Raw genomic sequence first — 25,753 nt, 5'->3', positions numbered from 1 at the left:
CATAAAGGAGACAACAGGGAGTGGAGAATGCAACTGGCAAGATGAGAAAGCTGTACATGATGCAGCTAGCAACGATTTTTATCGGATTTATCATTTTTGGTTTCTCGGAAAATATTAAAGGGCCCGCGATACCGCGCATCCAATTCGACTTCAGCTTGAATGAATCACAGTTGGGTACCTTATTATCACTCAATGCTCTTGGTTATTTGATCGCTTGTTCCTTCACTGCTTGGTTGACGCGGATATGGGGGATTAAGCGGGTTACGGTTATCGCTTTTGCCTCGATGGCGATTTCCGGCATCCTCATTTATTTCTCGAAGCAATACACGATGTTCTCTGCATCTTACTTCTTGATGTACATTGGCAACGGCATGTTGGAGATTGGTCTTGCCATACTAGGCGCACGGATCTTCGTTCGAAATACAGGCACGATGATGAACTTGAGCCATGGCTTCTACGGACTTAGCTCGACAGTTGCACCTCTCATCGCAACGGGATTGATGAAAGTTACGCTCTTCGGTCATACGCTGGACTGGCGCGGCATGTATCTCGTTATGCTAATGCTGTCCATTGTGCCAATCGTATTTGCACTGCTTAGCAAGTTTCCGGGAGATGAAATTAACCATGAGGAACGTACGCCGCTTCGAAGCCTCTTGCGAGATCCCGTTCTGTGGCTGATGGTGTGCATTCTTACATTCGGCGTCGTATCGGAGCTCGCAGTAGGCGGGTGGCTCGTTAACTTCCTGGAGAAAGCGTACGACTGGAACACGGTGAGAGCATCGAGTATGCTGTCTGCATTCTTCTTATGTTTCGCGCTCGCCCGACTTCTGTTGGGACCACTGACGGACCGAATCGGCTTCACGCTGTCGCTGATTATATTCTCTGGCATGTCTGCTCTCTGCACATTTGCCGCCATTCTTGGTGGGGAAACATATGCGTTCTTGTTCGCGGCAGCAGGTATCGGCATCGCAATGATCTATCCGACAGTTATGGCATTCATCGCCAAGCGTTATCCGAACGGCAGCGATACTGCGATTACGTTCACCGTAACATCGATGGGACTCGGCAGCGTCATCGGCAACTATGTAATCGGTGGTATCATTGAGCTGGTCAAGAAATCGGTAGGATCTGACTCTGATAAAGGGTTACTGCGAGGACTTCAAGCGGGATACGGCTTCATCGGGCTGTGTGCAGCACTATGTGCGGTAACGGGTGTCATTCTGTATATGCTTTTGCGCAAGCGCAGAGAAGTTATATAAGTGCATGATGAAACCGCCATTTATGGCGGTTTTGATCTGTGTATAAATGACTATAGCCAATCATTATATCCCTTGCTATTCCTTACACGCGGTATGATTAAGCTACTACGATTTGAAGGGGGCTGTGCTTGTGAAGCTTAATCAGGCTGGATTGCTGTTTCGCATCCATCGTCAAGAAGATACAGAGATGATCGTCTCGATGATCAACAAGGATCGTCACCATATGTCCTTTGGAACGACGACTAAGATGTTCGAACAAGAGCTCGACGAGCCAGGCGAACGTGGACGTGACAATACGTTTGTTGTTATAAAAGGAAGTACGATTGTGGGTTATTACTCCTTGTTCTTTGTTGATCAAAGTACGCATAATGCTGTGTATTGCTATGCGACCGTCGATATGGATTGGCGGATACAGGGCATTGGTACAGCGATATTCCATCATCTGTTCGCGCATCTTGAACGAATCGCACAAATCGAGAAGAAGCCAATTCATTTCATTCATCGTGCCATGACAAGTATTCCGGGGGAGACAACGTTAGGCATGAACTTGGGTATGGAGGAGATATCCAGCTTGCACATCATGTGTCTTCGCCTGTGGGTCAGATGAATCCTGATGTTACACCGAGCGGCTTCCGATTCTGCTCGCCGAAACTTGAAGACGCTGGCAAGTGGGCGGAAATTTATAGTGACGCATTCGGTAAGAACAAATCGGCAGAGAGTGTCGCGCATGAGTTTCAAGGAGCCGAGTTTGCTCCCGAACATTATTTGCTATGTGTAGATGAGACAGGGGAGTCTATCGGTTTGATTTGCGCCATAAATAGGGATAATCATGCTCGAATTCCGACAATCGCCGTTAAGCGTAAGTGGCAAAGGCGTGGTGTTGGCCGTGCCATACTAAATGAGATGCTGCGAAGATTGCAAGCAGAAGGAGCGGTCGATGTTCGTCTAAGCGTTGAAAGTTGTAATGGAGCGGCACTGACGCTCTATGAACAGTTTGGGTTTGAACCGGAATATCGGCGAATACATTATCGGACTATTTTTACCAAGTAGGTGATGGCTCGTCATCCGTTTGAATTTATGTCTTCCTGCGTAATGGCAAGCAGCACATGATCTTCCCAACGACCATTGATGCGCAAATAATGCTTCGCTAAGCCTTCCTCCCGAAAACCTGCTTTCTCTAGGACACGGAGGGAAGCTTTGTTAGTGGGCATGACACCTGCCTGAATTCGGTGAAGCCCAAGCTGCTCGAATGCGTGCCGGACACAATAATTGACTGCAATCGTTGCAAAGCCTTGGCCGTTATGAGCTTGATCGATAGCATAGCCCATGTATGCATTAAGAAATGCGCCGCCTGAGATGCCCGTTAACGCGATTCTTCCGACGAGCTGTCCGGACTCTTTTAGAAATACCCCGAATATACAAGATAAGCCGTTAATTTGATTCTCGTTATCTGAAGCAAGCTCAAGCTGCGTGCCTTCCAGTGTGTAATGTTGTTCGTTCCGTATCGGCTCTAGCGGCTGGAGGAACGTACGATTTCTTATTTTATAAGCAAGAAGTTCAGGTGCATCTTTCATTATAAAATGACGTAGTTCGATTAATTTCTCGTTCATTATATTCGTGCCTTCCGTTATGATTTAAGTATTGGGATTACAACATGAACAATAGGAGTTGAACGGGCATGACCGGACTACGTGAGATGCATATTGAAGATTATGATCAAATGATTGCTCTATGGCGCAGCATTGAAGGGCTGTCAGTTAGCAATGCAGACTCAAGAACGAATATTGAGAAGTATCTCGCCAGGAATGAGGGTTTTAGCTTTGTTTACGAGATCGAAGGACGCATTGTCGGTACGATTCTGTGCGGACACGATGGCCGAAGAGGCTTTATTTATCATACGGCAGTATCGCCACAGTATCGCAAGCAGTCAATCGGACAGCAAATGGTTGACCGGTGTCTGCACCAACTAAGCGAAGAAGGAATCGACAAATGTCATATCTTCGTTATCGACGACAATGAGGTAGGCAATCAATTCTGGACCCGAAATAACTGGGAGAAGCGGAGCGGGTTCTCTGTGTATTCTAAGGATACCCATTAAACGATTCTGTAATAGACACAAGAAGGCCCAACCGTCTGTCCTCCAGGACAAGTGGTTGGGCCTTCAGTTATTATCGATTCAAAATTAAGAAGTTTGCTCAGCGCCTGCGAGTCCGGCTTCCGAGACTGTAGCTGGCGTAGCTATTCGTTTCTTCCTGACGAGCAGTCCGAGCGGAAGTGCAATGGCAACGATAATCGTAGCCACCATGAACACATCGTTCACGCTCATCGTATACGCAAGCAGCGGAATTGTCGCTTGATCCTGCGTTCCGGATGCTGCAAGCGTCTGACCATGCGAAGTCTCATGGGAGATGAGCAGGGAGGTAAAGAGCGCAATGGCGAACGAGCCGCCTACGTTGCGCACCCAGTTATTGACTGCGGATGCATCGCCGGAAAGCGCACCGGATATTTCCTCCATACCCGCCGTACCAGTAGCTGCAGCAGCGAGAGATACGCCAATGTTGCGGACTGTCATCCAGACAATAATGTACGTATGGGAAACGCCGACATCCAATTGAGTCATCTCGTAGCTGCCGATCAGAATAAGGATGATACCTGCAACTGTCAGCCAGAGAGGCCCCAAGCGACTGTATAGCTTTCCCGCTACTGGCATGAACAGCGCCATGATAAGAGACGCAGGGAGCATGATGATCCCCGTATCCAAAGCCGAGATGTGCTGCACGTTCTGCAGAAATAGCGGAATGAGCAGCGTGCCTGAATATAGGCTGATCATAATTAAAGTTGCTGAAATCAATGAGATCGTAAACCGAGCGTTCGTGAACACGCGAAGATTCAGCAGCGGATGCTCAGTATGAAGCTCTCGCCAAATGAACAGCAACAGCGCCACAATTCCAAGTGCGAACAGCCCTAATGTATTCCACGAGGTCCAGCCCCATTGCCGTCCTTCGCTAAGGCCCAACAGAAGTGCTGTACTGCTTGTTACTACAATTGCGAGACCTGCGATATCAAGCGGTTTGCGGCTGCCGATTCGATAGTCCGGGATCATTAGTTGAATGAAGACGATAGCGATAATGCCAATCGGAATATTGATGTAGAACAACCATTCCCAACTGAAATTCTGAATGAGCCAGCCGCTGAGCGTCGGGCCGAATGCAGGGGAGAGCATACCTGACAATGCCCATATGCTGACTGCGAACGCCTGCTTTTCACGCGGGATGACTTGAAAGATAATCGTCATCGTCGCCGGCAGAACAAGACCGCTGAAGGCACCTTGCAGAATACGGAAGGCGATCAGCGATGTTGTATCCCACGCCAATGCGCACAACAGTGAGAACACGACAAAGCCGACCATGGAATACAAGTACAGCTTCTTGAACCCGAACCGATTGCCCAAATAACCGGTTAATGGTGCAATAACACCTAGCGAAAGCATAAATCCTGTCAGTACCCACTGGATCGTATTCAGATCACTGTGGAAATCCTCGATGAGAAAGGGCAGGGCAATATTAATCGTACTGATGCCCATGACACTGAGGAACGAGCCGAAGAAGATTGCGATCATGATCGGCCAGAACTTTATGTGGGTCGGAGCAGCATTTTCCAGCATGTTTCCTTCACTCCAATTCCTGTCTTTTTTAGTTTCTACATCATACTACACGCCCTAACCAAAGTAAACTAAATTCATTAAAAATGTATAGTTCGTACACAATGTTTACGTTATCCAAACATTCGATTATACTGTAGACATAAAGGGGGAACGTGGAATGAAGAAACCGGAGGAACAACCCGGCTTCCGATATAATGACCTCGAGTGCAAATGCAGGCTCGCCAACAAGCTGTTGGTCCCCTTCCGAAATTCGGGCTTTCAACAGCTTAGAATGGACGATATTGCGAAGCAGATGGATATTTCTAAGGCAACATTGTACAAATACTTCAGTTCCAAGGATGAGATCATTGACCTAGTCATTGATCAATTCGTAAACAGCGTCGAAGAGAATGATGCAGAGGACCTGCCAGGAGCAGAGAGCTCCTATGAGGAGCGCTTCCGCAACACGTTCGTACGGACGTTGTTGATCGCAAGCTATCGCTCGGAGCCTTTCTTGAAAGACCTGCGGGAGACGTTCCCGGAGTTGTATGGCAAGCTTGAATCAGCCATTGCCGCCCGCAACGATCGGCTGCGGATGTTCTATGAGAAGGGCATGAACGAAGGCATTTTTATTCAGCAGAATGCAACGCTGCTTATTATGCAGGATGAATTGATTTTCCGGAACCTGATGGATCCTGTATATCTGATGAAGCAGAATTTGACGCTGAGGAATGCGCTTTATGACTACTATCTCATTAAGAAGCGCCAGCTTCTATGTGCCGTACAATCGCAGAGCAGTGACGATGACGGCATGCAGGAACGGTTGGATCGTCTTGCCGGTAAGATTTTATATGGGATGAGTCAGTAAGGATAAGGTTAAGGATATGGATCTGCAAGCGTGAACCGTGGGTATATCCTGCGGTTTTTTCATGCACGGGAAGGGAACAACTAAAAGGTCAAATCTGCAAGTTCAGCATGGAGCAGAAGGCATCAGAACGATTAAGAAAGAAGAGGAATCGAGTGGGGAACGTCGCATCATGGCTGGAGCATTATGGTTACGGGATTCTATTCGCAGCGTTGCTGCTCGAGATGCTTGCTTTACCTCTGCCGGGTGAAATGTTAATGAGTTACACCGGCGTGTTCATTTCAGAGGGCAGAATGAATCTGTTATTGAGCATCTTAACTGCTGGCGTCGGTGTTACGATTGGCGTCACTCTGTCTTACCTAATCGGGTACAAATTAGGGGAGCCTTTCGTGCTGAAATACGGCAAACATTTTCACCTCGGTGAAGCGCAGCTGAAGAAGCTGTCGAACTGGTTCGAGAAATATGGTGAAAAGCTGTTGTTTATTGCTTATTTCATACCAGGCGTTCGTCATTTCACGGGGTATTTCTGCGGCGTGATGCGAATTCCTTTTCGTCACTATGCGATTTATGCCTATACAGGCGCTTGGTTCTGGGTCTGCACGTTCATCCTGCTCGGGCACGCGCTGGGCTTGAAGTTCGAGGCGTATCACCATACAATCAATCGCTATATGTTCATCATGATTATTGTCGGTGTTGCATCGTCGTTGCTGTTTTATTTGTTCCAGCGACTTAGGAAGAAAGCTGTATAGGACAGGGAAGCCGCATAATTGCGGCTTTTTTAATTTGGGCAGCGTGGTTATAATTGCCATATGTAATAAGCCAAAGGAGCTGGGATATGAAGTCGCTCGTGCTTACTGTTTTCTTCCTGTTGGAACTGGCCGCTATGATTGCGTTTGGTTATTGGGGTTATCATATCGAAACTGCAGGGGTGGTGAAAGTCGGACTTGCAATTGCAGTTCCTCTTGTTGTTATCGTGATGTGGGGAATGTTCTTGGCACCGAAAGCCTCGTACCCGGTCTTCGCTTATCCGACTCGTTCCGCATTGAAATTGCTAGTGTTCGTGCTAGCCTTCGCAGCGTTGTATGCGAGTGGGCAGGCTACATACGCTGTCTTATTTCTCGTTATTTCCGTCATCACAGTGGGTACGGTATTTATGAAGAACTGGCATCATATATGAACGAAGTAGTTTCTGGGCTGTCGATCATTCGATAGCCTTATTAATTTGCCATAAAAGACGAATAGGAAATAAATTTCCACGCATTTAATGCAACCAAATCTCCTTTGATATCGTTTGGATGGATAGTACCTGACTACAATTATAAGGGGAGAACAAATATGCGATTAAGAGTAAAAGCCAGTACTGCTGCTATGATGTGTGTGCTCACAGCCGTATTAATGGTGGGTTGCGATAATAAAGATAAAGATAACAACGCGGCAAGCAACCCTAATGATAATACGGTGGTCAATACCGATCAACAATCGGAGAAACCACCAGCAGATGAAATGCCGGATAAGAATAAGATCCTTAGCAATTATGAAGCACTGAAGGACGATAAAGCCGATATCCGCGGGGTTCTTGCGTTTATGAATGATTATTTGGCGCAATTGCCGGCTGAAGATGCAGATAAGGTTGCACGAGAATTGGTGGCGAGGTATGAGGAAGAACTGCCGAGTCGTCAGGATTCCTTCTATAAGGAGAATGTTACAGACGCATTGAATAAGTTGGATTGGCCAATCACCAAGGACAGCGTCAAACAGATTCAAGACGAATCGGTTCGCACGCTTGTTGAGGGAACATTCGCAGATGGATACAAGCTGGAGACGGTTGAAGGATCCATTTTCCCAATTGTGGATTACGGTTCTCTTCGCAAATATGCGAATGCATTGTCGCCGGCATTCACCTCGTACATCGACTTGTTAGCGCAGCAGTCCGATCAGAAAGCAATGTCTGACGGCGGTCTAGTCATCACTTGGGACCAGTTCGCGGATCGTATTATCGCATATGACCAATACGTATCGAAATATCCGACGACCCCTGAAGCTTCCAAAGTGAAAACAATGTATGAGGGAGCTCTGACAATTTATCTCAACGGCGCCGACAATTCACCTATTTATGACAGAGAAAACTCCTTTAAGCTGCTTAATGAAGTGAAAACTAGCTATGAGCGAGTTGCGAAGGATTATGCAGATACGCAAACCGGCAAGATCATTCAAGGCTTTATAGAGGTGCTTCAGCAATCCGATTGGCAAGTTCGTTCGACTAATGGCAAATCAGCCATTCCAGCAGTGGACGCCTATCGGGAGAAAGCTTTGACCGAACTTAAGTAATTCCGTTATAGATTGATAATTATAAAGACCGATTGTCTCCTTCATGAAGGAGGTGGTCGGTCTTTTCATGCAGAAAGAACATGCTGTTAGATACTTTCTATATCTATACCGCTTGATTCATGCTCGACTCTTGTGCAGATTTGGCTTTTCTTCGTCGCCAGCTTAGCATAACTAACGATACCGAGAGAAGGGTAAGACAAATGCCAAGCACCCGGAATCCTTCGAAACTGAAAGTGCCACCCATTATTACACCTATTAATAAAGAGGAGAGTATTGTCCCGAAGTATCTGGACGTAATGAATAAGCCGGATGCAACGCCGATCATCTCTTTCGGAGCACTCTGGAATAGAGCCGACTGAAGCCCGACATTGTTCAGACCATTGCTTACGCCAAAAGCGGCTAATGCCACACATACGCTTATTGTGGGTGAATTCTCATTAAGCATAACAAGCCACGCCGAACTAAATGTCATAAGCAGCGCCGATACAAGTAAGGCTGGCCGAGGTCCCGAACGGTCAATCCAACGCCCTGCGAATGGTGAAGCAACGAGCGAACACAGTCCGAGACTCAACATGAGAATGCCGGTATGGGACTCACTAACATGACGAACCGTTTGTAAGTAAGAAGGTAGTCCGAAGAATAGCGAGTAGTAGAGCAAGTTAACGAGCATGAATTCAAGGTTGACCAGCGTCATTGCTGGGTACTGAGCGAACACTCGTAAAGGGATGAATGGCGATTTCGCGCGTATTTCTTGACGAATGAATACGAACAGGAGAATACACCCGATTAGCCCGATTAGGATATGGGGTAACGATATAGTAGTTGAAGCTTTGACAGACAACAACCCGAAGAGCAAGGCGACCAATCCTATGGTGAACAAAATAATGCCGATCGCATCCATTCGCGTCAACCATTGACGAATGCTCCGATTATGATCAGTGGTCGTGTGGTCGTCCCGTGGTATTACCCTCCATGCCAATACGAAGCTTCCAATGACGAATGGAATGTTGACGAAGAAGATCGCACGCCAATCCCACCAATCCATGAGCATTCCCCCGACGAATGGGCCAATTGCCGCCGCACCAGACAGGAAAATACTTAATACCGACAACGCAGTCGCTTGCTTCTCCGTCACATGAATGCGTATAATCGCCATGCCTACAGCAACCATCATACTTGTACCGATGGATTGTAAGATCCGAAACACGATAAGCCATCCAAACGTTGCCGATAATGGAGCCAAGAGGGAAGCAGCAAAAGCAACGATGAGTCCTATAAGGAAGATCCTTCTGCGACCGTACAGATCACTCGCTCTTCCCATAACAGGTTGGGCAACAGCGCTGGCGATGTAGAACGAGAAGATGATCCAGGATACCTTGGTAAAGTCGAGATGAAACACTTGCTGCAAGCCCGGTATGGCAACCGCAACCATCGATGAATTGAGCGGATTTAACAATATTCCAAGTCCAACTGCTATCATCAGCCACCAGTTATGTGCACGCATGCTTATTCCTCCCAATAAGTTGTGATGATGTTATCTTATCGAATGTGACTGATTTACTCCAACGCATTTCATGTTATGATCTCATTGACTAGAAGGAATGAAAGGAGGATCAGAATGGAGCTTCTTCAACTGCAATATTTTATTACCGTTGCTCGATTAGAGCACGTTACTGAAGCTGCTCGTACGCTGCATGTGACGCAATCTTCTCTTAGCAAGACCATCCAACGATTAGAGGAGGATCTAGGCGCACCGCTGTTTGATCGGACAGGCAGAAATCTTCGTCTGAACGAACTTGGAACACGATTCCTGCGGCGCGCAGAACGGGCTATGCTGGAGTTGGAGCAGGGAAAACTTGAGATTAAGGACTTAACAAGTCAGGAGAGTCGCACGTTAGCGTTAGCTGTGACGACTGCAAGTACACTGCCGCCGATCCTCCGTGAATTCCGTAAACAGCTGCCGGATATTCAGTTTCATGTGCAGATGCTTGCGACGGAGGAGATGGTCACGCTTCTGCGCCGAGGCGAGGTCGACTACTGCTTGTCCTCTCCACCAATCCGCGGGGAAGATATCGAGTGTCAGATCGTATGTGTCGATCCAATTGTTGTTGCTGTTCCAGCAAGCCATCATCTTGCGCATCGGACAAGCATTTCGTTGAACGAACTTAGAAACGAATGGTTTGTTAGCGTGAAGAAGGGATATGGAACTCGTGATTTTGTCGATGAGGTGTGCAGGTCAGCAGGGTTTGAGCCGCAGTACATCTTCGAAGGGGACGAGCCTGCAAGGCTGAGCGCGCTAGTTGAGGCGGAGATTGGCATTGCCTTCATACCAAGCACAGCGCGTGGCGCCCGAGAGAGCATCCGATACTTAGCAATCGAGGATCAGCAATTGGTAAGGGAAATCGCGTTGCTATCGCACAAGAGCCGATATATCTCGCAAGCGGCGCAGCGGTTTCGTGAGGTCGTTATCGACTATTTCAAGTCAGTGACCGCAGTATAAGGTGGAATTTTCGATATTTGAAATTGACGTTCCCAACATGATTATGTATATTTATACATATGCATGAATACATATTCAATCGATAAAGGTGGGGCGGCATGCGGTATAAGGTATTTATTGACGGACAAGAAGGAACAACAGGCTTGAAGCTGCAGGATGCTCTGGCTCAGCGCTCAGATATCGAACTTCTACCCATAGACTCTTCTAAGCGTAAAGATAAGGAAGCACGAAAGAAACCTCTCAATGAGGCCGATATCGTATTTCTCTGTCTTCCGGACGAAGCAGCCCGAGAATCGGCATTGCTCGTGACGAATCCGAACACTAGAATCATCGATACGAGTACGGCGTTCCGATCCGACGAGAACTGGGTATACGGGTTGCCGGAAATTGATCTGCAACGCGAGCGAATTCATTCCGCAACACGAGTATCGGTTCCAGGCTGTCATGCTACAGGTTTGATCTTATCCTTAAGACCGCTTATTGATGCTGGCATTGTACCGCGTGATTATCCGGTAACCTGTACTTCCATTACAGGTTATTCTGGCGCAGGGAGAAACGGGATCGAGGAGTACGAGAACCCGGCGTTAGCTGTCGCGAAACAACTCAACGTGCCTAGACATTATTCGCTACAGCGTAATCATAAGCATATCCCGGAGATGCAATTATTGACGGGGTTGGAATATGAACCTTCCTTTACACCTGTCAAAGCCAGCTTCAAGCAAGGGATCGCAACCTCAATCCCTCTGTTCAGCAGGCTGCTTCCGAGAGATTCGTCTGCCCAAGAGATCCACGAGGTTCTATCCGTATATTATGAAAGCGAACCGTTCGTTCGCGTAATGCCGTACGATTCACAGCCTTATCTAGATGATGGGCATTTCCTCCTTACAGCTTGCAATAACACGAACCGACTGGACTTATTTGTATTTGGACATGACGATAAAATTAACATTATGGCGCGTTACGACAATCTGGGCAAAGGTGCCTCGGGGGCGGCGATACAGAACTTGAATTTGATGCTCGGATGCGATGAACGCTATTCCTTACAGGTATGACAGGGGGCGCTGACAAGGCGCCTTCTTTGCTATGTTGTATGGGATATTATGGCTGTAAAAATATAGTTGATGATGGTATATTGATGTTGCATATCAAACAACATTCATAACTTATACCTAACAGGAGACTTGCACATGCCATCCAACAATCTCAATCAAATCGCCGCGAACATGAAACGATTACGTGCCGAGAAGGGAGTAACGATCGGTCAAATCGCGGGAAAAACAGGCGTATCCTACGAAGTCCTAACTCGAATAGAGAAAGGCACCGAACCAAAGGTGGATCAAGCCACTTTAATCCTAATAGCGAGCTACTTTGGCGTGAAGACGGATGATCTGGTGGGCTCTTCCAGCATTGAACGCTATATGGTTACTGGTGGACGCAGAATCGATTTGTCCGACTTTACAGATGCGGAACTGACAGATCTTGAGAACTATTTGATCTTCTTGCGGTGGAAACGCTTAAAGGGCAAATCAGCTCAACAGCGTACATAAATCGAATAGTGTCCATCGAATAGGAAACATTAAGGAACAATATGTCATTCATAAATGGATTTAAAAGGAGGGATTATGGAGTTATTTCTTCTTATCCTAGGGTTGCTAGCCCTGATTGCTGTCTCTAATGTATTCAATCGTATCGTGCCATCTGTACCGGTGCCCTTGTTCCAGATCGCGCTTGGTGCCTTGCTGGTACTGCTGCCTGGTGGAATTGAGTTGGAGCTGGAGCCTGAATTGTTCTTCATTCTGTTCATCGCTCCATTGCTGTTTAACGACGGCAAACGTACACCGCGGGAAGAATTGTGGAAGCTTCGCGGCTGGATTCTACTGCTGGCAGTAGGACTCGTCTTCGTTACTGTGATCGTTGGCGGCTACGGCATCCATTGGATGCTGCCGTCCATACCGCTGTCAGCGGCATTCGCGCTCGCGGCGATTTTGTCACCGACCGATGCAGTGGCTGTGAGTGCGCTGTCCGGACGAATCAATCTGCCGAAGGGGATTCTGCGACTTTTGGAAGGCGAGGCGTTGATGAACGATGCGTCTGGTCTCGTTGCATTCAAGTTCGCTGTCGCTGCAACGGTTACGGGTGTATTCTCGCTTGCAACAGCTAGCTGGAGTTTCATCGTCATTGCGCTTGGCGGTGTATTGGCCGGTATTGTGCTGTCATTGGTGTTCATTGCAATTCGTTCCTTCTTGCGGAGACTCGGGATTGAAGATGCGACGATGCATATGCTTATTCAGATTCTAACGCCATTCGTCATCTACATGTTGGCTGAGGAAATAGGTGTATCCGGCATCCTTGCTGTTGTAGCGGGCGGGATATTCCATGCCGTCGCGAAAGATCGTCTGGAGCCGTACGCCACGAAACTGCAAGTGGTATCGTCCAGTACGTGGTCGGTTATTCTTTTTATCCTGAACGGTCTAGTGTTTCTAATGCTTGGCCTGCAAATTCCGCATGTTACGGAAATTATCTGGGAAGATCCGCACTTCAATAATGCGCAAGCAATCGGATATGTGCTCATTATTACTCTTGCGTTGTATGCGCTGCGGTTCGTGTGGGTGTACATCTTCTCTGTAATGGAAGGTGTGAGCAGCACCACTCGGGAACGTCTTCATTCTACGCTCTTGACGACACTGTCAGGTGTCCGGGGAGCGGTTACGCTCGCAGGCGCATTCTCGATTCCGCTTGTACTGAAAGATGGAAGTCCGTTTCCTGAGCGGGATCTTATCATTTTCCTCTCGGCAGGTGTTATCCTTGCGACCCTGCTTGTAGCAAGTATCGTGCTGCCGCTTCTGTCCAAGAAGCAAGATGGGGAGGGGGTGGAGCACAAGCATCTTACCGAGCATCAAGCACAGATTCGGATCCTGGAGAAGGCTGCAAGAGCATTGAAGGATGAAATAACCGATGACAATCGTGCGGTCATTGCTGCCGTCCTCGGTGATTACGGACAGAAGCTGCGCCAGATTCATTCGGAGCAAGGCTTTAATCGCGAGATGCGCGCTGATGTCTGCGACCGATGGCTGTTCGCCATACAGGCTGAGCGAGAAGAGGCAGCCAGACTCGTTGAACAAGGTGAAGTAGCGGCAGATACGGCGAAGCGCTTCGAATCGATCTTGTCCCGAACCGAATCGATCCTTGCGAACCGATCTATTGCTGTGTTCTATTCGCTTCGTCTTGCCCTCAAACAAGTCTGGAAACGAATCACAAGTGGCAGAGACGCCAGTTGGTCTGCGGCTGACATCGAAGCGATCCGAGAATTGCGGATGAAGACATCAAGAGTTGCTATTAACGAACTGCAGGTGAACATGAGGGAGACAGATAACCGGGCATGCACTGCAGTGATACAGCACTACCAGGAAGGCATTCGACGCGCGAACCTGAGTCTGAACGCTACCATGCACAACGACGAGGAGTTTCAGCGCGAGAAGAATGAATGGGAGCGCAAGGCCATTCAGATGGAGCGCGATGCGCTGCAGGAGATGTACGCGAGTGGTGAAGTTACGCTAAGCATGGTGAACCATCTAAGATTCTTCATTAACACGATGGAAGCGAGCCTAACGGAAGAAGAGATGGACTAAGGGCTCTATTCATTAATACTCTGTCTGAAAAGCAAGAGCGTCGCACAATGATAACCATGTTGTGACGCTCTTTGTTTTTTCAATCAACTAGCTTAAGTGTTTTAGTTTGGCAAATACGACCAGACGCATTTCATGCTCTCTTTTGGATCTGCTGAATTTGCCTGTGCATGTAATTAGATTAAGGCGATAATCAGTTGTTGGACCAAAGATGCGCGCTATTGGAGCTTCCTCTGTCTTAAAGGCCTCAACCGTTTCCACGATGTATGTCAATTGTTGTCCTTGTTTATCCTTTATTAGGATTGAATCACCAGATTTAAGACGCTTCAACCGAAAAAATACGGCAGGGCCCGTACGGCTGTCTACATGGCCATCCATAATGGCGTTGCCTTGTTCGCCTGGATTAACGCCTGGCTGAAGTACTCCAACGCGATCTAAGCGGGTTGGAACTCCCATCTGGCCGTTTTCTTGAAATTTGACAGGTTCGATCTCAGCCTGAACATGAATGGCTGGTATGGATAGCTCCAAAGGCTTCGCTAACGGCTGAGAACTGCGAAGTGGCTCTTGCTTTGTTTGTAATGGTTTTGGCGGTAAGTATCCCGAAGGAGTCACAGATTTTTTACTGGGTTGTGATTTACTATCGGGTGGTTTGACCTGTTGTCGCTCTGGCGTTTCAGGTTTCATCGAACAAGATGATGTCGTAATCATAACAATGGATAACATAAAGAGTAATGCGAATTTCATTAACTTCATGTCATGAATTTAAGAATAGAGTGAACTGGGAAGTTCACTCTATTCTTGCTCCTCTATTCAGTTTGCTCGCTGGCGCCGCCATAACCCGTTTTAGGCATTGGGGTTGTAGCCTTTGCTTTCAGGCTTTTTGCTTTCAAGCTCTTGGCATGCAAGCTTTGTGCATGAATTTTCTTTCCATGAAGGCTTTTTGCTTGCAAGGATTTTTTATGAATGCTTTTCGCATGCACTTTTTTAGCGTGCTTCTTCACTTCTTTGGCATGCATTTTTTTCTCATGAGCTACTTTCCCATGAACTTTCTTCTCATGCTCCGTCACTGGAGCGGCCGATACAGCAGAAACTGCAGAAAGCATCACACAAGCGGATAGAATTGCAGCAACGAGTTTTTTCACTTAACCATGTCTCCCTCAACTTATATTTTGTTTTCCCCACAGGTTAAAATCCGCTGTAACCCGCTTGTCTATGTATGTGAGTTGATTCCTATAGTTCCAGATTGTGCGAGGCAATACGATGTAAAAAAGGACACCTTCTCCGATGAAGAGAAGGTGTCCTTATATTTGCGTTACGGATTTAGTCCAATACCGCTGTCATATGAGCTTTCGTAATCGACCAGTGGGATGTTGCCCAATACTTTTCTTTATCCTTAACGTAGATGACTTGTGGGGATTCGTGCTTCACATTCAGATCCTCGGCGATCTGGTTCGATATCGGACGGGATTCGATTACCTTAACGAGCGTGTAGTCCACGTCTTGATTAGGCGATGCCTTCAAGTACTCTTCGTACTCGCGAAGCGCATTCGCGCTCACAGGGCAAGTCGTACTGTGTTTCAAAATAACTTGGCCGCGTTCGGTCGATTTAGCTACGATATCATTCCACTCTTCAAGAGTCGTTATTTCATTCCATTTCATCTTAAAGACCTTCTTTCATCTGATGTTTTTAAATCTACTTACTTAAAACAATTAAGTAATTAAATTTTATCATGTTCCTGTCCATAGTCAAGTTTAGCCAACGACAAGAGGTGTCGTTTCGTATTATCTCCTGTAGAAGAAAATGTTATTTTGAAGAGCTTGTGGCTTTTTACCCATCATCGGTGTCTATTGCATTGTGAGTTTACAACTATGTGATGGTGGTGTCGGCGTTGAACGTTTCGCAGCGTAATAAGCAATCATTGAACAGCAATGCATACGAAGCATGGGTAAACCGATTCGGTACACCCGCAGAAGCTGCTCAGAAGCTAATGTATGATCCCGTTAAGAGAGTCGGCAAGGTGATTGACTATATGGGGGAGATATCGAACAAGAAAATCGCTAACTTGCTTGGCTCCAATGGCAATAAAGCAGTCGCATTAGCGCTGCTGGGGGCGAATGTGACGGTCGTCGATTTCTCGGAAGAGAATGAGAAATATGCTAAGGAGCTAGCTGAAGCGGCCGGCGTGCCCCTTCAGTATGTCGTTTCAAACGTTCTCCAGCTTCCAGAGGAGATGCGTTGCGGTCAATTTGATATCGTCTATTTAGAGCATGGCATTGTCCATTATTTCTTGGATTTGCACGCACTGTTCCAAGTCGCACAAGAGCTGCTTAGACCAGGCGGTAAGCTTGTGCTGCAAGATTTTCATCCCGTAACGACTAAACTAATCTCATCTAGAGGAACGACTGCCAACATCCGTAAGCATAAGGTGACGGGTGATTACTTTGATACGACGATCGAGGAGAAGGAGATCGCTTTCACCAAATATTTGGATCAAGGCGAGAAGCGCACACTCACAGTCAAACTTCGCAAATGGACACTGGGGGAGATTGTCACCGCCATCGCAAATACAGGTTTTCAAATTAAATCGCTTGTAGAGTTGCCTAATCAGTCCTCAGAAGATTATGATCGAGGTATCCCGAAGACGTTTATTATTACTGCTCATCGGCTGTCATAAGGTAATACACGAAATCATCGTATGTATGACTTCACCCATCTATACCCAGACTAGAATTACGTCCGCCGATTTACGGCGGACCTTTTGTGCTAACCAGGTCAGAGGAAGAGAGTGAAGCTTGCTTGAACAAGGTTTTATTTCGAATGCTTTCCTTCGCGTTCTTGTTACTAGGCGTATTTCTGATTCTTGCTTTATTAATAAGCAGGAAGCAAATTCATGGATTCGATGACAGGCTGATTACACTCGTATCACGCCTATATTCACCGACTTCAACCGCAGTGATGAAGGGATTCACATTTGTTGGCTCTGGCTTGTGCATAAGTATTATCACGTTGTTGATTGTGTTCATGCTGTTAATAATCGGATATCGCCGAGAGCTAATTTTCTACGTTGGCATTATCGTTGGTTCAGGGCTTCTGAACCTTGTGCTCAAAATGATTTTCCATCGGGCACGACCAGACATTCACCGGATTGTACAGGCTTCTGGCTACAGCTTTCCGAGTGGACACTCCATGGCTGCCTTCACGTTTTACGGAATTACGATTTATTTCTTGTGGAAGCATGCACGATATGCTTGGCTTCGCGTTACAATTGTAACAATAGGAATTGTGATGATCCTGATGATTGGAATCAGTCGGATTTATCTTGGCGTTCACTACCCAAGCGATGTCGTAGGTGGTTATGTGATTTCGGCCGCATGGATAACGGCAAGTATTGGATCATACGAACGATTTCTAGAGAAACGGTGGCAGTCGAGAAAGTTTAGAAGCAAGATTGTTACTTGATCTTTGCAATTACGAACCCTACGAGGACGCAACCGAAACCTATTGCGGTTTTCCAGCTTGGCGTTTCTTTGAAGAAGAGATACCCGAGCAGGAGTGAGATGAGCAGCTCCAGTCCTTTGGATACAGCGAGTACATAACTGAGATTTCCTAGTGCTTTGAAACCGAATTTCACACCAAATCCAATTGCAAGGTTGGCTCCAAAGAAGAAGGGAAGCATCAATAATTGAAACTTAACCGTCGTCCAGAAGTCGGGATCGATATGCTTGCTCTGATAGGAGAATATGAAGTTCGCAGCGAATAAACCGATTAAGACGAGTAAGAAGCTGTACACGTATGACATTGCTGCACTCCTCCATTAATTTTGCGTCATACCGATAATGTTTCCTCAGAGCAACTTATTTATCTCCATACAGCATTGGCAAATTATTCATCAGGAGGATCTTCCATGAGAATATTTATCCTAGGTGCGACAGGTCGTGTAGGAAGCGTCATCGTCAACCAAGCGCTTCACGACGGACATGAAGTCACCGCATTAGTCAGGCAGCCTGATAAGGTTTTGTTTATGGATCGCAGGTTGACTTTAATTCAAGGAAATGCAAGGAACAGAGAGGATGTCTCCCAGGCTATTCGCGAGGCTGACGTTGTCATTAGTGCGTTAGGGACAGATGGTACAACCACGTTATCCGAATTCATGAAAATCATTATCGATGAGATGAACTTGCAAGGAATAAAACGAATCGTCACTGTGGGAACAGCAGGCATCCTGCAAAGTCGAGTGGAGCCCGAACTGTATCGGTATCAATCCTCGGAGTCCAGACGTCGAAGTACAACAGCAGCGGAAGAGCATCAGCGTGTTTATGAAATGCTTAATGCCTCTAATTTGGACTGGACGATTGTATGCCCAACCTATCTGCCAGATGGTGAAGCAATCGGCAACTATCGTGTTGAGCGGGACTACTTGCCGGAAGACGGTGTATCCATATCGGTAGGGGATACCGCTGAATTCACGTATCAACAAATCTTTAAGAAGGAGTACATCGGTACTCGCGTCGGAATCGCGTATTAATGATTCAATGAGCAAATATTAATAGTGACTATGGAGAGCCCGCCGTCTACGGCGGTGCTTTTTTCTTATTGGATGTTAGTTGTTGACGAATAGGAGATGCTTCTGGTATCATTCATTAATCGTAATTATTACGATTAGAGAAGAGGAGAATTGCCTCTTTCTTTTTTTGAACCATAATCGTAATGATTACTATTAAAAAGCGAAGGTGATAACAGAACATGACGAATAAAAAATTGCCCGTCACGGTATTGAGTGGTTATTTGGGCGCTGGCAAGACGACGGTATTGAATCACGTCTTACATAACCGACATGGGATGAAAGTTGCTGTAATCGTAAATGACCTAAGTGAAGTAAACATTGATGCGGCGCTTGTGAAAGATGGCGGAGGACTCTCCCGTACCGATGAGAAGCTTGTGGAAATGTCCAATGGCTGCATATGCTGCACGCTGCGGGAAGACCTGCTTATCGAAGTCAAACGACTGGCATTAGACGGCAGATTCGATTACATCCTCATTGAGTCTACCGGAGTTGGAGAGCCTGTCCCTGTCGCTCAAACCTTCAGTTATATTGACGAGGATCAAGGAATTGATCTGTCCCAATGGTGCCAATTGGATTGCATGGTGACAGTCGTTGATGCTTATCGCTTCTGGCACGATTTCTCTTCAGGCGAGTCGCTGCTGGAACGCAGTCAGGCTGTTGGGGAGAATGATGTCCGGGAGGTTGTGGATCTGCTCATCGATCAAATCGAGTTCTGCAACGTGCTGCTGCTCAACAAATGCGACATGATCGATGAACGAGAATTGATTGAGCTTGAGAACGTACTTCGCAAGCTGCAGCCAACTGCCAAGTTAATTCGTACGATTAAAGGACAAGTCGATCCGGTTGAAATATTGAATACGGGATTGTTTGACTTCGAAGAAGCAAGCCGTTCTGCAGGCTGGATTAAAGAATTAGAGAAGCCTGTCCATACGCCGGAGACGGAGGAATATGGAATTTGGTCGTTCGTCTATGAGCGTGTAAGACCGTTTCATCCGAACCGCCTGATGAACTGGATGGAGCAATGGCCGGAGGATGTCATTCGTGCGAAAGGGATTATGTGGGTCGCTTCCCGCAACAATATTGGACAGTCGATAAGTCAGGCAGGACCATCGGTCCATTTTGGACCATCTGGGTATTGGGTTGCCGCATTGCCACTAGAAGAGCAACAAATGTATCGCGAAGCAGAGCCAGAGCTGAATAACAGCTGGTCAACGGAGTATGGGGATCGGATCAATAAAATTGTGTTCATCGGGATTGAGATGGATCGTGAGCAGCTTACAGCTACACTCGACGATTGCCTACTTACCGAAGAAGAGATGGGGGAAGATTGGAGCAACTTCCGCGATCCGCTGCCGAACGCGATTGTTTGAGGGTGTAATTAAAGTTGATCAAACAAGAAACAGGGATTTAACGAAAAGCGGATTAGTAGGGAGGGCTGCTTATATCGCAGCTCTCTTTATCGAAAGGACTCCATTGCTGTTTGGGACTCTATTACTTAAAATGGAAGTGGAGTTAACCTATTCGGATAATGAAGGGGATTCACATGGAAAAGTTTCAATTTATAATTAGTGACACGCCAATTGAGCAGTTACAAGATTCCAAAATTTTTTCTGTTGGTCTTCGTACTGGAGATGAAACTGCTCGATTTAGGGGTTCGTTACTAACTTTGTTTGGAGACCCTATATGGAAAAGTACCAACAAAGAAAATTCATTTCTATATATCATTAAAGCTGTAAACGGTAAGGGACAATCCTGTGAGTTTTCCGTTTATGAAGGTGCTGGCGGGATTGGAATCGGTAGTCAAAGCGAAGATAAATATACATTTCAAGCAGCGCAAGTTTTCATCCAACAAGTGATTGAGACCACACCCTCTGACTATGAAGAAACGATAATATACGAGGACACCAAAAGTACGATCGTATATGGATGTAAAGACGGTATTTGCTATTGTAATGAAACACCGCAATTTCCATCCGAGACAATTAAGACATTGAGTTTACCAGTGTTAGAACAGAGTCAATTGGAAGAGGTACTCGCCATCGATTTTTCGAATATTGAAGATCCTGATGATATTTGGTTCTGGGATAATAATCTGGATCATTTCTCTGACATTCATTTTCCCACTATTCGCGACTTAATGCGGAAGGATCTATCCATACTTGCTGGTAAGACTATTAATTTAGATGAGGTGCGTCAGTTTAATATTGAAGATGGATTTCGCACGTCTTTTACTTCCGAAACACCTGAAATGGCTCTAAATGCATTAGCAGAAGTATGGGCGTGGCGAACAACTACAGGTAAAGCAACCGCTAAGAAACAATTAGATTGCTCTGCGTTTGCTTGGACTCTTTCAAGAGGCGTTTATGGGTTTTATGGTGGCAACTTGAATAAAAAGCATGCAGTTGCAAACAAATTATACGAAACGTATGAGAAGCAGCTCTCCTCTCAAGAGAATACCATCCGATTCTTTTATGCTTTACTTGATCTTTTCAAATTTAAGCGACAATTCAATCAGGAGTGAAACCAATGGCACGTGTGTTATTTATTAATGCAGGATCTGAAGGTCATATCAACCCGACGATCGGCGTAGTACAGGAACTGATCGCGCGTGGGGAAGAGGTTGTTTATTTCTGCGTTGAAGATTATCGTGAACGGATGGAGCGGACGGGAGCAGAGGTTCGGACAATTAATGGCCTTAAATTTATTCAGGCATTCATCTCCGGTGGCAGACGTTATCCGCTTGAACGTGTGAATGGATTGCTGCTTACCGCGGATATCGTGATTCCAACCGTGCTTGAACAGATTGAGGGCGAGCATTTTGATTACATCATCCATGACTCGATGTTTGGCTGTGGACGAATGATTGCACAGATTTTGCAGCTGCCAGCAATTAGCTCCTGCACATCTTTTGCTCAGTGCGAAGCTGATTTCAATGACATGTTGGAGAGGTCCTGGCGCGACGTTTCGAGCGAGGTAATTAATCCTATTAAAGAACAATTTTTGGGCTTAACAGAAGCACTCAAGGAGACGTATGGAGTCGATATCAACTCCCCTTATGAGGTGTTCTGCAACCCAGCACCGCTGACTGTAGTCTATACGACAAGAACGTTTCAGCCAGATGGAGAAGCGTTCGATTCCTCATACCATTTCGTTGGTCCATCGATTTCTTCGCGAGCGGAGAAAGACAATTTCGACCTGTCGATGATCGAGGGAAGAGAACCCATTTACATCTCATTAGGTACGGTATTTAACATGGCTAATGATTTCTATAAGCTGTGTTTCGATGCGCTTGGTCGCACAGAGCACATGGTCGTCATGTCGGTAGGCAGCCGAACCCAGATCGCAGAGTTAGGTGACATTCCGAGCAATTTCATCGTGAGAAACTACGTTCCCCAAACTGAAGTGCTGCAGCATGCGAAGCTTTTTATTACGCACGGCGGAATGAATAGTACACACGAAGGACTTTATTATGGCGTACCACTCATTGTCATTCCTCAAGGCGCAGATCAGCCGATCATTGCAGGACGGGTTGCTAATATCGGAGCAGGCATACAGCTGCAAATGCAGGAGTTAACGGTTGACAAGCTTCGGGACGCCATCGATCAAATATTGAACCAAACTTCTTATAGAGATGCAGCTGAGGAAATGGGCGAAACTCTTCATCAAGCAGGTGGATACAAGCAAGCTGCAGATGAGATTGTGGCCTATACCAAGCTAAATGAGCGGATATAAGCAAATCAATCAAGCAAAAAGCGACCATTTCTGGCCGCTTTTTGTTTACTCTGTTTCATTGATCTACAAAGGCATTACCCATACAATTTCTGCTATGCGAACACATGCTTGACGGGAGTGAAGCTGCAGAAGCACATGATCGGGTTTGACATCAACGATCGTTCCTTCGATCGCGCCGCGCGTCGTTTCGAGCAATACGCACCGTCCGATTAAACGTTGAAGGGCTTCAACTAAATAGGGATCAATGGACGACACCGTTTTTATATGATAAGGGCTGGTCTGACTAGGACTTACCTGAGTTGGCTGATTGTTATACGTGTACACATTGTCACTCCTTAAAAGTTTTACCCCATCATATGCCGTTGCCTATATCATGGAATACGCGAATGCCTATTTCTTATTCAATTTACATTCTGACATGCTGTCATAACCGCATAATGGCTATGCATACATATCTCTGAGAATGTAGGCAAGAGGAGGCGGAACCGTGGACGATAACAAACCGAACGATCAAGGATACGATCGAAGCTGGCAGAGTGGCACAGCTCCATCGCAGTGGAATGCTGCTCAGCGGCCGGAACACCACTCGCAAACGGTAGGCGAAAGGGGACCGATTCTGGAGCAGGACAGCATGCTGCATGAAACGCTTGAAACCTTTGTCCATGAGAAAATATTAGAGCGGCCAGTCCATGTAAAAGGATTTGGCGCCTTTGGTTATTTTGAAACGCTTCACTCCATGTCGGCTTATACGAAGCTGTGCTTTCTACAGCAGGCAGGACAACGGGTACCTGTTGCGGTGCGATTCTCACTCGCGGTCAGTAACAAAGGTACACCCGATACATCCCGCAACGTGCGCGGATTCTCGACCAAATTTTATACCGATCACGGTGTCTTCGACCTGCTCTGTAATCATATCCCGGTATTCCTCGTGCGGGACCCGATGCGGTTTCCGGAGTCGATTCACGCTTTCCTGCCATCACCGGTCAACAACCTCATCGATCCGAATCGATTCTGGGGTTTCATTGCTACAGCGCCTGAGGCTACCCATTTCGTCGTAAGGCTATATTCGGACGAAGGCACCCTTAAGAGTCTTCGCCATACGCCAGGACACAGCGTTAACACCTATGTGTGGAAGAACGCACAGAATGTCCGTTTCTATGTCAAATATCGCTGGGTTCCGCTTGCCGGCGAGCAATATATCGATGCGCAAGAAGCGGCTCGAATCGCCAGCGAGAATCCGGATTATTCAGGTAAAGACTTATATGACACGATTGCTAAGGGCACACCCGTCCAATATGGGTTGTATGTGCAGTTGATGAATCCGCAGGACGAAGCTGCGCTGTCATTCGATCCGCTCGACGATACGAAGGTGTGGGATGTACGGCAATACCCGCCGCTGCCAGTTGGTCGACTCGTATTGAACACGAACCCAACCCATTATCAGGACCAGATCGAGAAGTTGGCGTTCTCCCCGTCGAATCTGCTAGAAGGTGCCGAGCTATCTGATGATAAAATGCTGCAAGGACGCAGTAATATATATTCGGATTCACAGCGGCATCGTCTCGGCTCAGATTTCCGCCAAATTCCGATCAACCATCAAGCCAACTGGTCTCCGACTGATCAAGTAACGAGCGGAGCAGGGCGCTACATAGCGGGCAAGCTCGTTCGATCCAGTATTCCGAGAGCTGATAATTTCACGCAAGCGGGCCAGTTCTACCAATCACTCACACAAGTTCAACAGGATCACCTCGTTCAGAACCTCGCTGGTGATTTATCTGCTGCTTCACCTGAAATACAAAGAGTCGTGTTAGGCTATTTATCCCAGGCTTCTGCTGCATTAGGCGAAAGAGTGGCACGTCAGATCGCTGTACCGAAGAAGGGATGACTCACTCATTTACTTGAAAGAAACGAGGTCGGCCAATCATTATTGGCTGGCCTTTTTTGCATCTTAAGATTATGTTAAACGTCTCGAAATGATAGGGAGGAAGATCTCTATACAACGCAGATTCATACATCCTTCGTCCTAGGAATCAATTGTTCAGATAGATTGTTGGACCTAGCAATCTGTTCTGGTACACAAAGTTGTCACTTTTTACGTGCAGATCCCTATGTTGACAATTAAAGGCAGTGCGCCTATTATTGGTTTTGCAGTAATATTGATAATCATTATCAATAACATCATGACAAGGGTAATATTCTTCAGAACCTTGTCGCCAGGGAGGGAAGGACTTGAACCCGCAACCGGTTCAAAACATGCAGAACATCATCATTATGAGCAAAGCGAGGGAACTAGGAATCGATTGTAAGTTGTTACTGCCAGGATGTGAAGACTTTCTTGAGTTATCTTACAAAGGCAAGACCATCGTGATTAACAAGTCGCGATCGCACAAAATGACGCTGATGGCCGGATTGCTTGCTAAGCACAAGCAAGCGTCCAATCTGCTGCTGCGGCGTGCAGAGCTCCCTGTGCCCGAGGAAATCGTCGTCTCTGACATGGGTGAAGAGGCTCGTCAGTTTCTGTTGAAGCATCAGCTCATTACAGTCAAACCACTGGACTTAAACCGCAGCATCGGCGTTACGTTAAAGGTCCGTGATGAGGCTGAACTAGCCCGAGCAATCCAGAGGGTGCACCAGCATAGTTCAAGCATTATGCTCCAACGGTACGTGGAAGGGGACGATTATCGGGTGCTTGTCATCGGAGATCAAGTAGTCGGTGTGCTCGAATATCGGCCGGCTTATATCGTGGGGGATGGCTATTCCACGATCGAGCAGCTGGCGCGTAATATGAATGATGAGCAGCTGAGGCGCAATTCATCTGACTTGGCTAGCTCCTATCAGCTGGTAGATATGGAATCATACGATATACAGTATCATCTGCACCAGCAGAGTCGAACGCCTCATGACATCCTAGCTTATGGAGAGCAAGTAGAACTATATACGCTCGATAATGCAGCAGCGAGCAGCATTAGCGAAGTTATAGCGGATCGTACTCGTGATATTTGCAGTAGCAATGCCGAAGCAGCGATCAGAGCTGCGCAAGCGCTCCAGCTTGATGTTGCCGGAGTTGATATTCGTTGCAAACGTATCGACCTTCCACTGGATGAGGACAATGGGGGAATTCTTGAAGTGAATGCATTGCCAGACTTGGTGGATCCTCATTTATTTATCAACGAAGCAGCTTCGGACGTTATCACCGTCTATTTGAACTATTTATTCCAAGACTAGAAGGGGCGTT

28 protein-coding genes are annotated in these 25,753 nt (G+C 46.7%); 20 read left to right on the top strand and 8 right to left on the bottom strand.

Annotated features, from left to right (window positions below; genetic code table 11):
- The first annotated feature begins 41 nt into the window (after positions 1 to 41).
- The 3 genes from H8B09_RS11070 (at position 42) to H8B09_RS11060 (ending at position 2,309) form a co-directional block, all read left to right on the top strand.
- Positions 42 to 1,259, top strand: a complete 1,218-nt coding sequence (locus H8B09_RS11070; protein ID WP_191203806.1) for an MFS transporter — start codon at positions 42 to 44, stop codon at positions 1,257 to 1,259.
- 130 nt (positions 1,260 to 1,389) lie between these two features.
- On the top strand, positions 1,390 to 1,866 hold the full coding sequence (locus tag H8B09_RS11065) for a GNAT family N-acetyltransferase (protein WP_191203544.1): 477 nt from the start codon (positions 1,390 to 1,392) through the stop codon (positions 1,864 to 1,866).
- Positions 1,863 to 2,309 (top strand): GNAT family N-acetyltransferase, encoded by a 447-nt coding sequence (locus tag H8B09_RS11060; protein WP_191203543.1) that lies wholly within the window; start codon positions 1,863 to 1,865, stop codon positions 2,307 to 2,309. The genes H8B09_RS11065 and H8B09_RS11060 overlap by 4 nt, the downstream gene beginning before the upstream one ends.
- Positions 2,310 to 2,320: 11 nt before the next feature.
- Here H8B09_RS11060 and H8B09_RS11055 read toward each other — a convergent pair whose 3' ends face one another.
- A complete protein-coding gene (locus H8B09_RS11055) occupies positions 2,321 to 2,869 on the bottom strand; it encodes a GNAT family N-acetyltransferase (RefSeq protein WP_191203542.1) in 549 nt (182 codons plus the stop codon).
- 68 nt (positions 2,870 to 2,937) lie between these two features.
- Between H8B09_RS11055 and H8B09_RS11050 the strand changes: the two genes are divergently transcribed.
- Positions 2,938 to 3,357, top strand: a complete 420-nt coding sequence (locus H8B09_RS11050; RefSeq protein ID WP_191203541.1) for a GNAT family N-acetyltransferase — start codon at positions 2,938 to 2,940, stop codon at positions 3,355 to 3,357.
- Between the two features lie 84 nt (positions 3,358 to 3,441).
- Here H8B09_RS11050 and H8B09_RS11045 read toward each other — a convergent pair whose 3' ends face one another.
- Entirely contained in the window at positions 3,442 to 4,923 is a 1,482-nt protein-coding gene (locus H8B09_RS11045; protein ID WP_191203540.1) for an MDR family MFS transporter, read from the bottom strand.
- Between the two features lie 157 nt (positions 4,924 to 5,080).
- Here H8B09_RS11045 and H8B09_RS11040 point away from each other — a divergent pair, with 157 nt between their 5' ends.
- From H8B09_RS11040 to H8B09_RS11025, 4 genes are all read left to right on the top strand, one after another.
- Entirely contained in the window at positions 5,081 to 5,770 is a 690-nt protein-coding gene (locus H8B09_RS11040; RefSeq protein WP_191203539.1) for a TetR/AcrR family transcriptional regulator, read from the top strand.
- Between the two features lie 152 nt (positions 5,771 to 5,922).
- Positions 5,923 to 6,516 (top strand): DedA family protein, encoded by a 594-nt coding sequence (locus H8B09_RS11035; RefSeq protein WP_191203538.1) that lies wholly within the window; start codon positions 5,923 to 5,925, stop codon positions 6,514 to 6,516.
- Positions 6,517 to 6,602: 86 nt separating this feature from the next.
- A complete protein-coding gene (locus H8B09_RS11030) occupies positions 6,603 to 6,944 on the top strand; it encodes a YrdB family protein (RefSeq protein WP_191203537.1) in 342 nt (113 codons plus the stop codon).
- Between the two features lie 158 nt (positions 6,945 to 7,102).
- Positions 7,103 to 8,095 carry a hypothetical protein gene (locus H8B09_RS11025; RefSeq protein WP_191203536.1) on the top strand — a complete coding sequence of 331 codons (993 nt, stop codon included), beginning with the start codon at positions 7,103 to 7,105 and terminating at the stop codon, positions 8,093 to 8,095.
- Between the two features lie 103 nt (positions 8,096 to 8,198).
- Here H8B09_RS11025 and H8B09_RS11020 read toward each other — a convergent pair whose 3' ends face one another.
- Complete coding sequence (locus H8B09_RS11020; RefSeq protein WP_191203535.1) at positions 8,199 to 9,599, bottom strand: MFS transporter; 1,401 nt, start codon at positions 9,597 to 9,599, stop codon at positions 8,199 to 8,201.
- 114 nt (positions 9,600 to 9,713) lie between these two features.
- On the opposite strand from H8B09_RS11020, the gene H8B09_RS11015 reads away from it, so the two are divergent.
- The 4 genes from H8B09_RS11015 to H8B09_RS11000 all read left to right on the top strand — a co-directional run bounded on the left by H8B09_RS11015 (position 9,714) and on the right by H8B09_RS11000 (position 14,224).
- Positions 9,714 to 10,595: a LysR family transcriptional regulator gene (locus tag H8B09_RS11015; RefSeq protein WP_191203534.1), complete on the top strand. Its 882-nt coding sequence runs from the start codon at positions 9,714 to 9,716 to the stop codon at positions 10,593 to 10,595.
- Positions 10,596 to 10,693: 98 nt separating this feature from the next.
- Positions 10,694 to 11,647, top strand: a complete 954-nt coding sequence (gene argC / locus H8B09_RS11010) for an N-acetyl-gamma-glutamyl-phosphate reductase (RefSeq protein WP_191203533.1) — start codon at positions 10,694 to 10,696, stop codon at positions 11,645 to 11,647.
- 135 nt (positions 11,648 to 11,782) lie between these two features.
- The gene (locus H8B09_RS11005; protein WP_191203532.1) at positions 11,783 to 12,142 is read left to right on the top strand and encodes a helix-turn-helix domain-containing protein; all 360 of its coding nucleotides are present in this window, start codon (positions 11,783 to 11,785) and stop codon (positions 12,140 to 12,142) included.
- A gap of 75 nt (positions 12,143 to 12,217) precedes the next feature.
- A complete protein-coding gene (locus tag H8B09_RS11000; protein WP_191203531.1) occupies positions 12,218 to 14,224 on the top strand; it encodes a Na+/H+ antiporter in 2,007 nt (668 codons plus the stop codon).
- A gap of 87 nt (positions 14,225 to 14,311) precedes the next feature.
- Here the strand turns inward: H8B09_RS11000 and H8B09_RS10995 are convergent, their stop codons facing one another.
- The 3 genes from H8B09_RS10995 to ytxJ all read right to left on the bottom strand — a co-directional run bounded on the left by H8B09_RS10995 (position 14,312) and on the right by ytxJ (position 15,880).
- Entirely contained in the window at positions 14,312 to 14,965 is a 654-nt protein-coding gene (locus H8B09_RS10995) for a class F sortase (RefSeq protein WP_224753466.1), read from the bottom strand.
- A 62-nt stretch (positions 14,966 to 15,027) separates the two neighbouring features.
- Positions 15,028 to 15,363 (bottom strand): hypothetical protein, encoded by a 336-nt coding sequence (locus tag H8B09_RS10990; RefSeq protein ID WP_191203529.1) that lies wholly within the window; start codon positions 15,361 to 15,363, stop codon positions 15,028 to 15,030.
- A 178-nt stretch (positions 15,364 to 15,541) separates the two neighbouring features.
- Positions 15,542 to 15,880 (bottom strand): bacillithiol system redox-active protein YtxJ, encoded by a 339-nt coding sequence (gene ytxJ, locus H8B09_RS10985; protein WP_191203528.1) that lies wholly within the window; start codon positions 15,878 to 15,880, stop codon positions 15,542 to 15,544.
- Between the two features lie 230 nt (positions 15,881 to 16,110).
- On the opposite strand from ytxJ, the gene H8B09_RS10980 reads away from it, so the two are divergent.
- Both H8B09_RS10980 and H8B09_RS10975 read left to right on the top strand, forming a co-directional pair.
- Positions 16,111 to 16,896 (top strand): class I SAM-dependent methyltransferase, encoded by a 786-nt coding sequence (locus H8B09_RS10980; protein WP_224753465.1) that lies wholly within the window; start codon positions 16,111 to 16,113, stop codon positions 16,894 to 16,896.
- Between the two features lie 122 nt (positions 16,897 to 17,018).
- Positions 17,019 to 17,681: a phosphatase PAP2 family protein gene (locus H8B09_RS10975; RefSeq protein WP_224753464.1), complete on the top strand. Its 663-nt coding sequence runs from the start codon at positions 17,019 to 17,021 to the stop codon at positions 17,679 to 17,681.
- On the opposite strand, the gene H8B09_RS10970 is transcribed toward H8B09_RS10975, so the two are convergent.
- On the bottom strand, positions 17,674 to 18,021 hold the full coding sequence (locus H8B09_RS10970; protein ID WP_191203525.1) for a hypothetical protein: 348 nt from the start codon (positions 18,019 to 18,021) through the stop codon (positions 17,674 to 17,676). The genes H8B09_RS10975 and H8B09_RS10970 overlap by 8 nt on opposite strands.
- A 105-nt stretch (positions 18,022 to 18,126) precedes the next feature.
- Between H8B09_RS10970 and H8B09_RS10965 the strand changes: the two genes are divergently transcribed.
- From H8B09_RS10965 to H8B09_RS10950, 4 genes are all read left to right on the top strand, one after another.
- Entirely contained in the window at positions 18,127 to 18,747 is a 621-nt protein-coding gene (locus tag H8B09_RS10965; RefSeq protein WP_191203524.1) for an NAD(P)-dependent oxidoreductase, read from the top strand.
- Between the two features lie 218 nt (positions 18,748 to 18,965).
- Positions 18,966 to 20,156: a GTP-binding protein gene (locus H8B09_RS10960; RefSeq protein WP_191203523.1), complete on the top strand. Its 1,191-nt coding sequence runs from the start codon at positions 18,966 to 18,968 to the stop codon at positions 20,154 to 20,156.
- 173 nt (positions 20,157 to 20,329) lie between these two features.
- Complete coding sequence (locus tag H8B09_RS10955) at positions 20,330 to 21,307, top strand: hypothetical protein (protein ID WP_191203522.1); 978 nt, start codon at positions 20,330 to 20,332, stop codon at positions 21,305 to 21,307.
- 5 nt (positions 21,308 to 21,312) lie between these two features.
- Positions 21,313 to 22,518, top strand: coding sequence for a macrolide family glycosyltransferase (locus H8B09_RS10950; protein WP_191203521.1), 1,206 nt, complete (start codon positions 21,313 to 21,315; stop codon positions 22,516 to 22,518).
- 63 nt (positions 22,519 to 22,581) lie between these two features.
- On the opposite strand, the gene H8B09_RS10945 is transcribed toward H8B09_RS10950, so the two are convergent.
- Positions 22,582 to 22,842 (bottom strand): DUF2642 domain-containing protein, encoded by a 261-nt coding sequence (locus H8B09_RS10945; RefSeq protein ID WP_191203520.1) that lies wholly within the window; start codon positions 22,840 to 22,842, stop codon positions 22,582 to 22,584.
- Between the two features lie 163 nt (positions 22,843 to 23,005).
- On the opposite strand from H8B09_RS10945, the gene H8B09_RS10940 reads away from it, so the two are divergent.
- Together H8B09_RS10940 and H8B09_RS10935 are read left to right on the top strand one after the other, a co-directional pair.
- Positions 23,006 to 24,403: a catalase gene (locus H8B09_RS10940; protein ID WP_191203519.1), complete on the top strand. Its 1,398-nt coding sequence runs from the start codon at positions 23,006 to 23,008 to the stop codon at positions 24,401 to 24,403.
- Positions 24,404 to 24,747: 344 nt separating this feature from the next.
- A complete protein-coding gene (locus H8B09_RS10935) occupies positions 24,748 to 25,743 on the top strand; it encodes a hypothetical protein (protein ID WP_224753463.1) in 996 nt (331 codons plus the stop codon).
- The last annotated feature ends 10 nt before the right edge of the window (positions 25,744 to 25,753 follow it).

This window comes from Paenibacillus terricola (assembly GCF_014779765.1).
GTDB lineage: Bacteria > Bacillota > Bacilli > Paenibacillales > Paenibacillaceae > Paenibacillus_T > Paenibacillus_T terricola.
This window is presented reverse-complemented; position numbering and strand designations above follow the sequence as displayed.

Bases quoted from the DNA above. Each gene is read 5' to 3' on its own strand.
- H8B09_RS11070 (WP_191203806.1), top strand. From the start codon at position 42: ATGAGAAAGCTGTACATGATGCAGCTAGCAACGATTTTTATCGGATTT.
- H8B09_RS11060 (WP_191203543.1), top strand. From the start codon at position 1,863: ATGAATCCTGATGTTACACCGAGCGGCTTCCGATTCTGCTCGCCGAAA.
- H8B09_RS11055 (WP_191203542.1), bottom strand. From the start codon at position 2,869: ATGAACGAGAAATTAATCGAACTACGTCATTTTATAATGAAAGATGCA.
- H8B09_RS11050 (WP_191203541.1), top strand. From the start codon at position 2,938: ATGACCGGACTACGTGAGATGCATATTGAAGATTATGATCAAATGATT.
- H8B09_RS11045 (WP_191203540.1), bottom strand. From the start codon at position 4,923: ATGCTGGAAAATGCTGCTCCGACCCACATAAAGTTCTGGCCGATCATG.
- H8B09_RS11040 (WP_191203539.1), top strand. From the start codon at position 5,081: ATGAAGAAACCGGAGGAACAACCCGGCTTCCGATATAATGACCTCGAG.
- H8B09_RS11030 (WP_191203537.1), top strand. From the start codon at position 6,603: ATGAAGTCGCTCGTGCTTACTGTTTTCTTCCTGTTGGAACTGGCCGCT.
- H8B09_RS11025 (WP_191203536.1), top strand. From the start codon at position 7,103: ATGCGATTAAGAGTAAAAGCCAGTACTGCTGCTATGATGTGTGTGCTC.
- H8B09_RS11020 (WP_191203535.1), bottom strand. From the start codon at position 9,599: ATGCGTGCACATAACTGGTGGCTGATGATAGCAGTTGGACTTGGAATA.
- H8B09_RS11015 (WP_191203534.1), top strand. From the start codon at position 9,714: ATGGAGCTTCTTCAACTGCAATATTTTATTACCGTTGCTCGATTAGAG.
- argC (WP_191203533.1), top strand. From the start codon at position 10,694: ATGCGGTATAAGGTATTTATTGACGGACAAGAAGGAACAACAGGCTTG.
- H8B09_RS11005 (WP_191203532.1), top strand. From the start codon at position 11,783: ATGCCATCCAACAATCTCAATCAAATCGCCGCGAACATGAAACGATTA.
- H8B09_RS11000 (WP_191203531.1), top strand. From the start codon at position 12,218: ATGGAGTTATTTCTTCTTATCCTAGGGTTGCTAGCCCTGATTGCTGTC.
- H8B09_RS10995 (WP_224753466.1), bottom strand. From the start codon at position 14,965: ATGAAATTCGCATTACTCTTTATGTTATCCATTGTTATGATTACGACA.
- ytxJ (WP_191203528.1), bottom strand. From the start codon at position 15,880: ATGAAATGGAATGAAATAACGACTCTTGAAGAGTGGAATGATATCGTA.
- H8B09_RS10970 (WP_191203525.1), bottom strand. From the start codon at position 18,021: ATGTCATACGTGTACAGCTTCTTACTCGTCTTAATCGGTTTATTCGCT.
- H8B09_RS10965 (WP_191203524.1), top strand. From the start codon at position 18,127: ATGAGAATATTTATCCTAGGTGCGACAGGTCGTGTAGGAAGCGTCATC.
- H8B09_RS10960 (WP_191203523.1), top strand. From the start codon at position 18,966: ATGACGAATAAAAAATTGCCCGTCACGGTATTGAGTGGTTATTTGGGC.
- H8B09_RS10955 (WP_191203522.1), top strand. From the start codon at position 20,330: ATGGAAAAGTTTCAATTTATAATTAGTGACACGCCAATTGAGCAGTTA.
- H8B09_RS10950 (WP_191203521.1), top strand. From the start codon at position 21,313: ATGGCACGTGTGTTATTTATTAATGCAGGATCTGAAGGTCATATCAAC.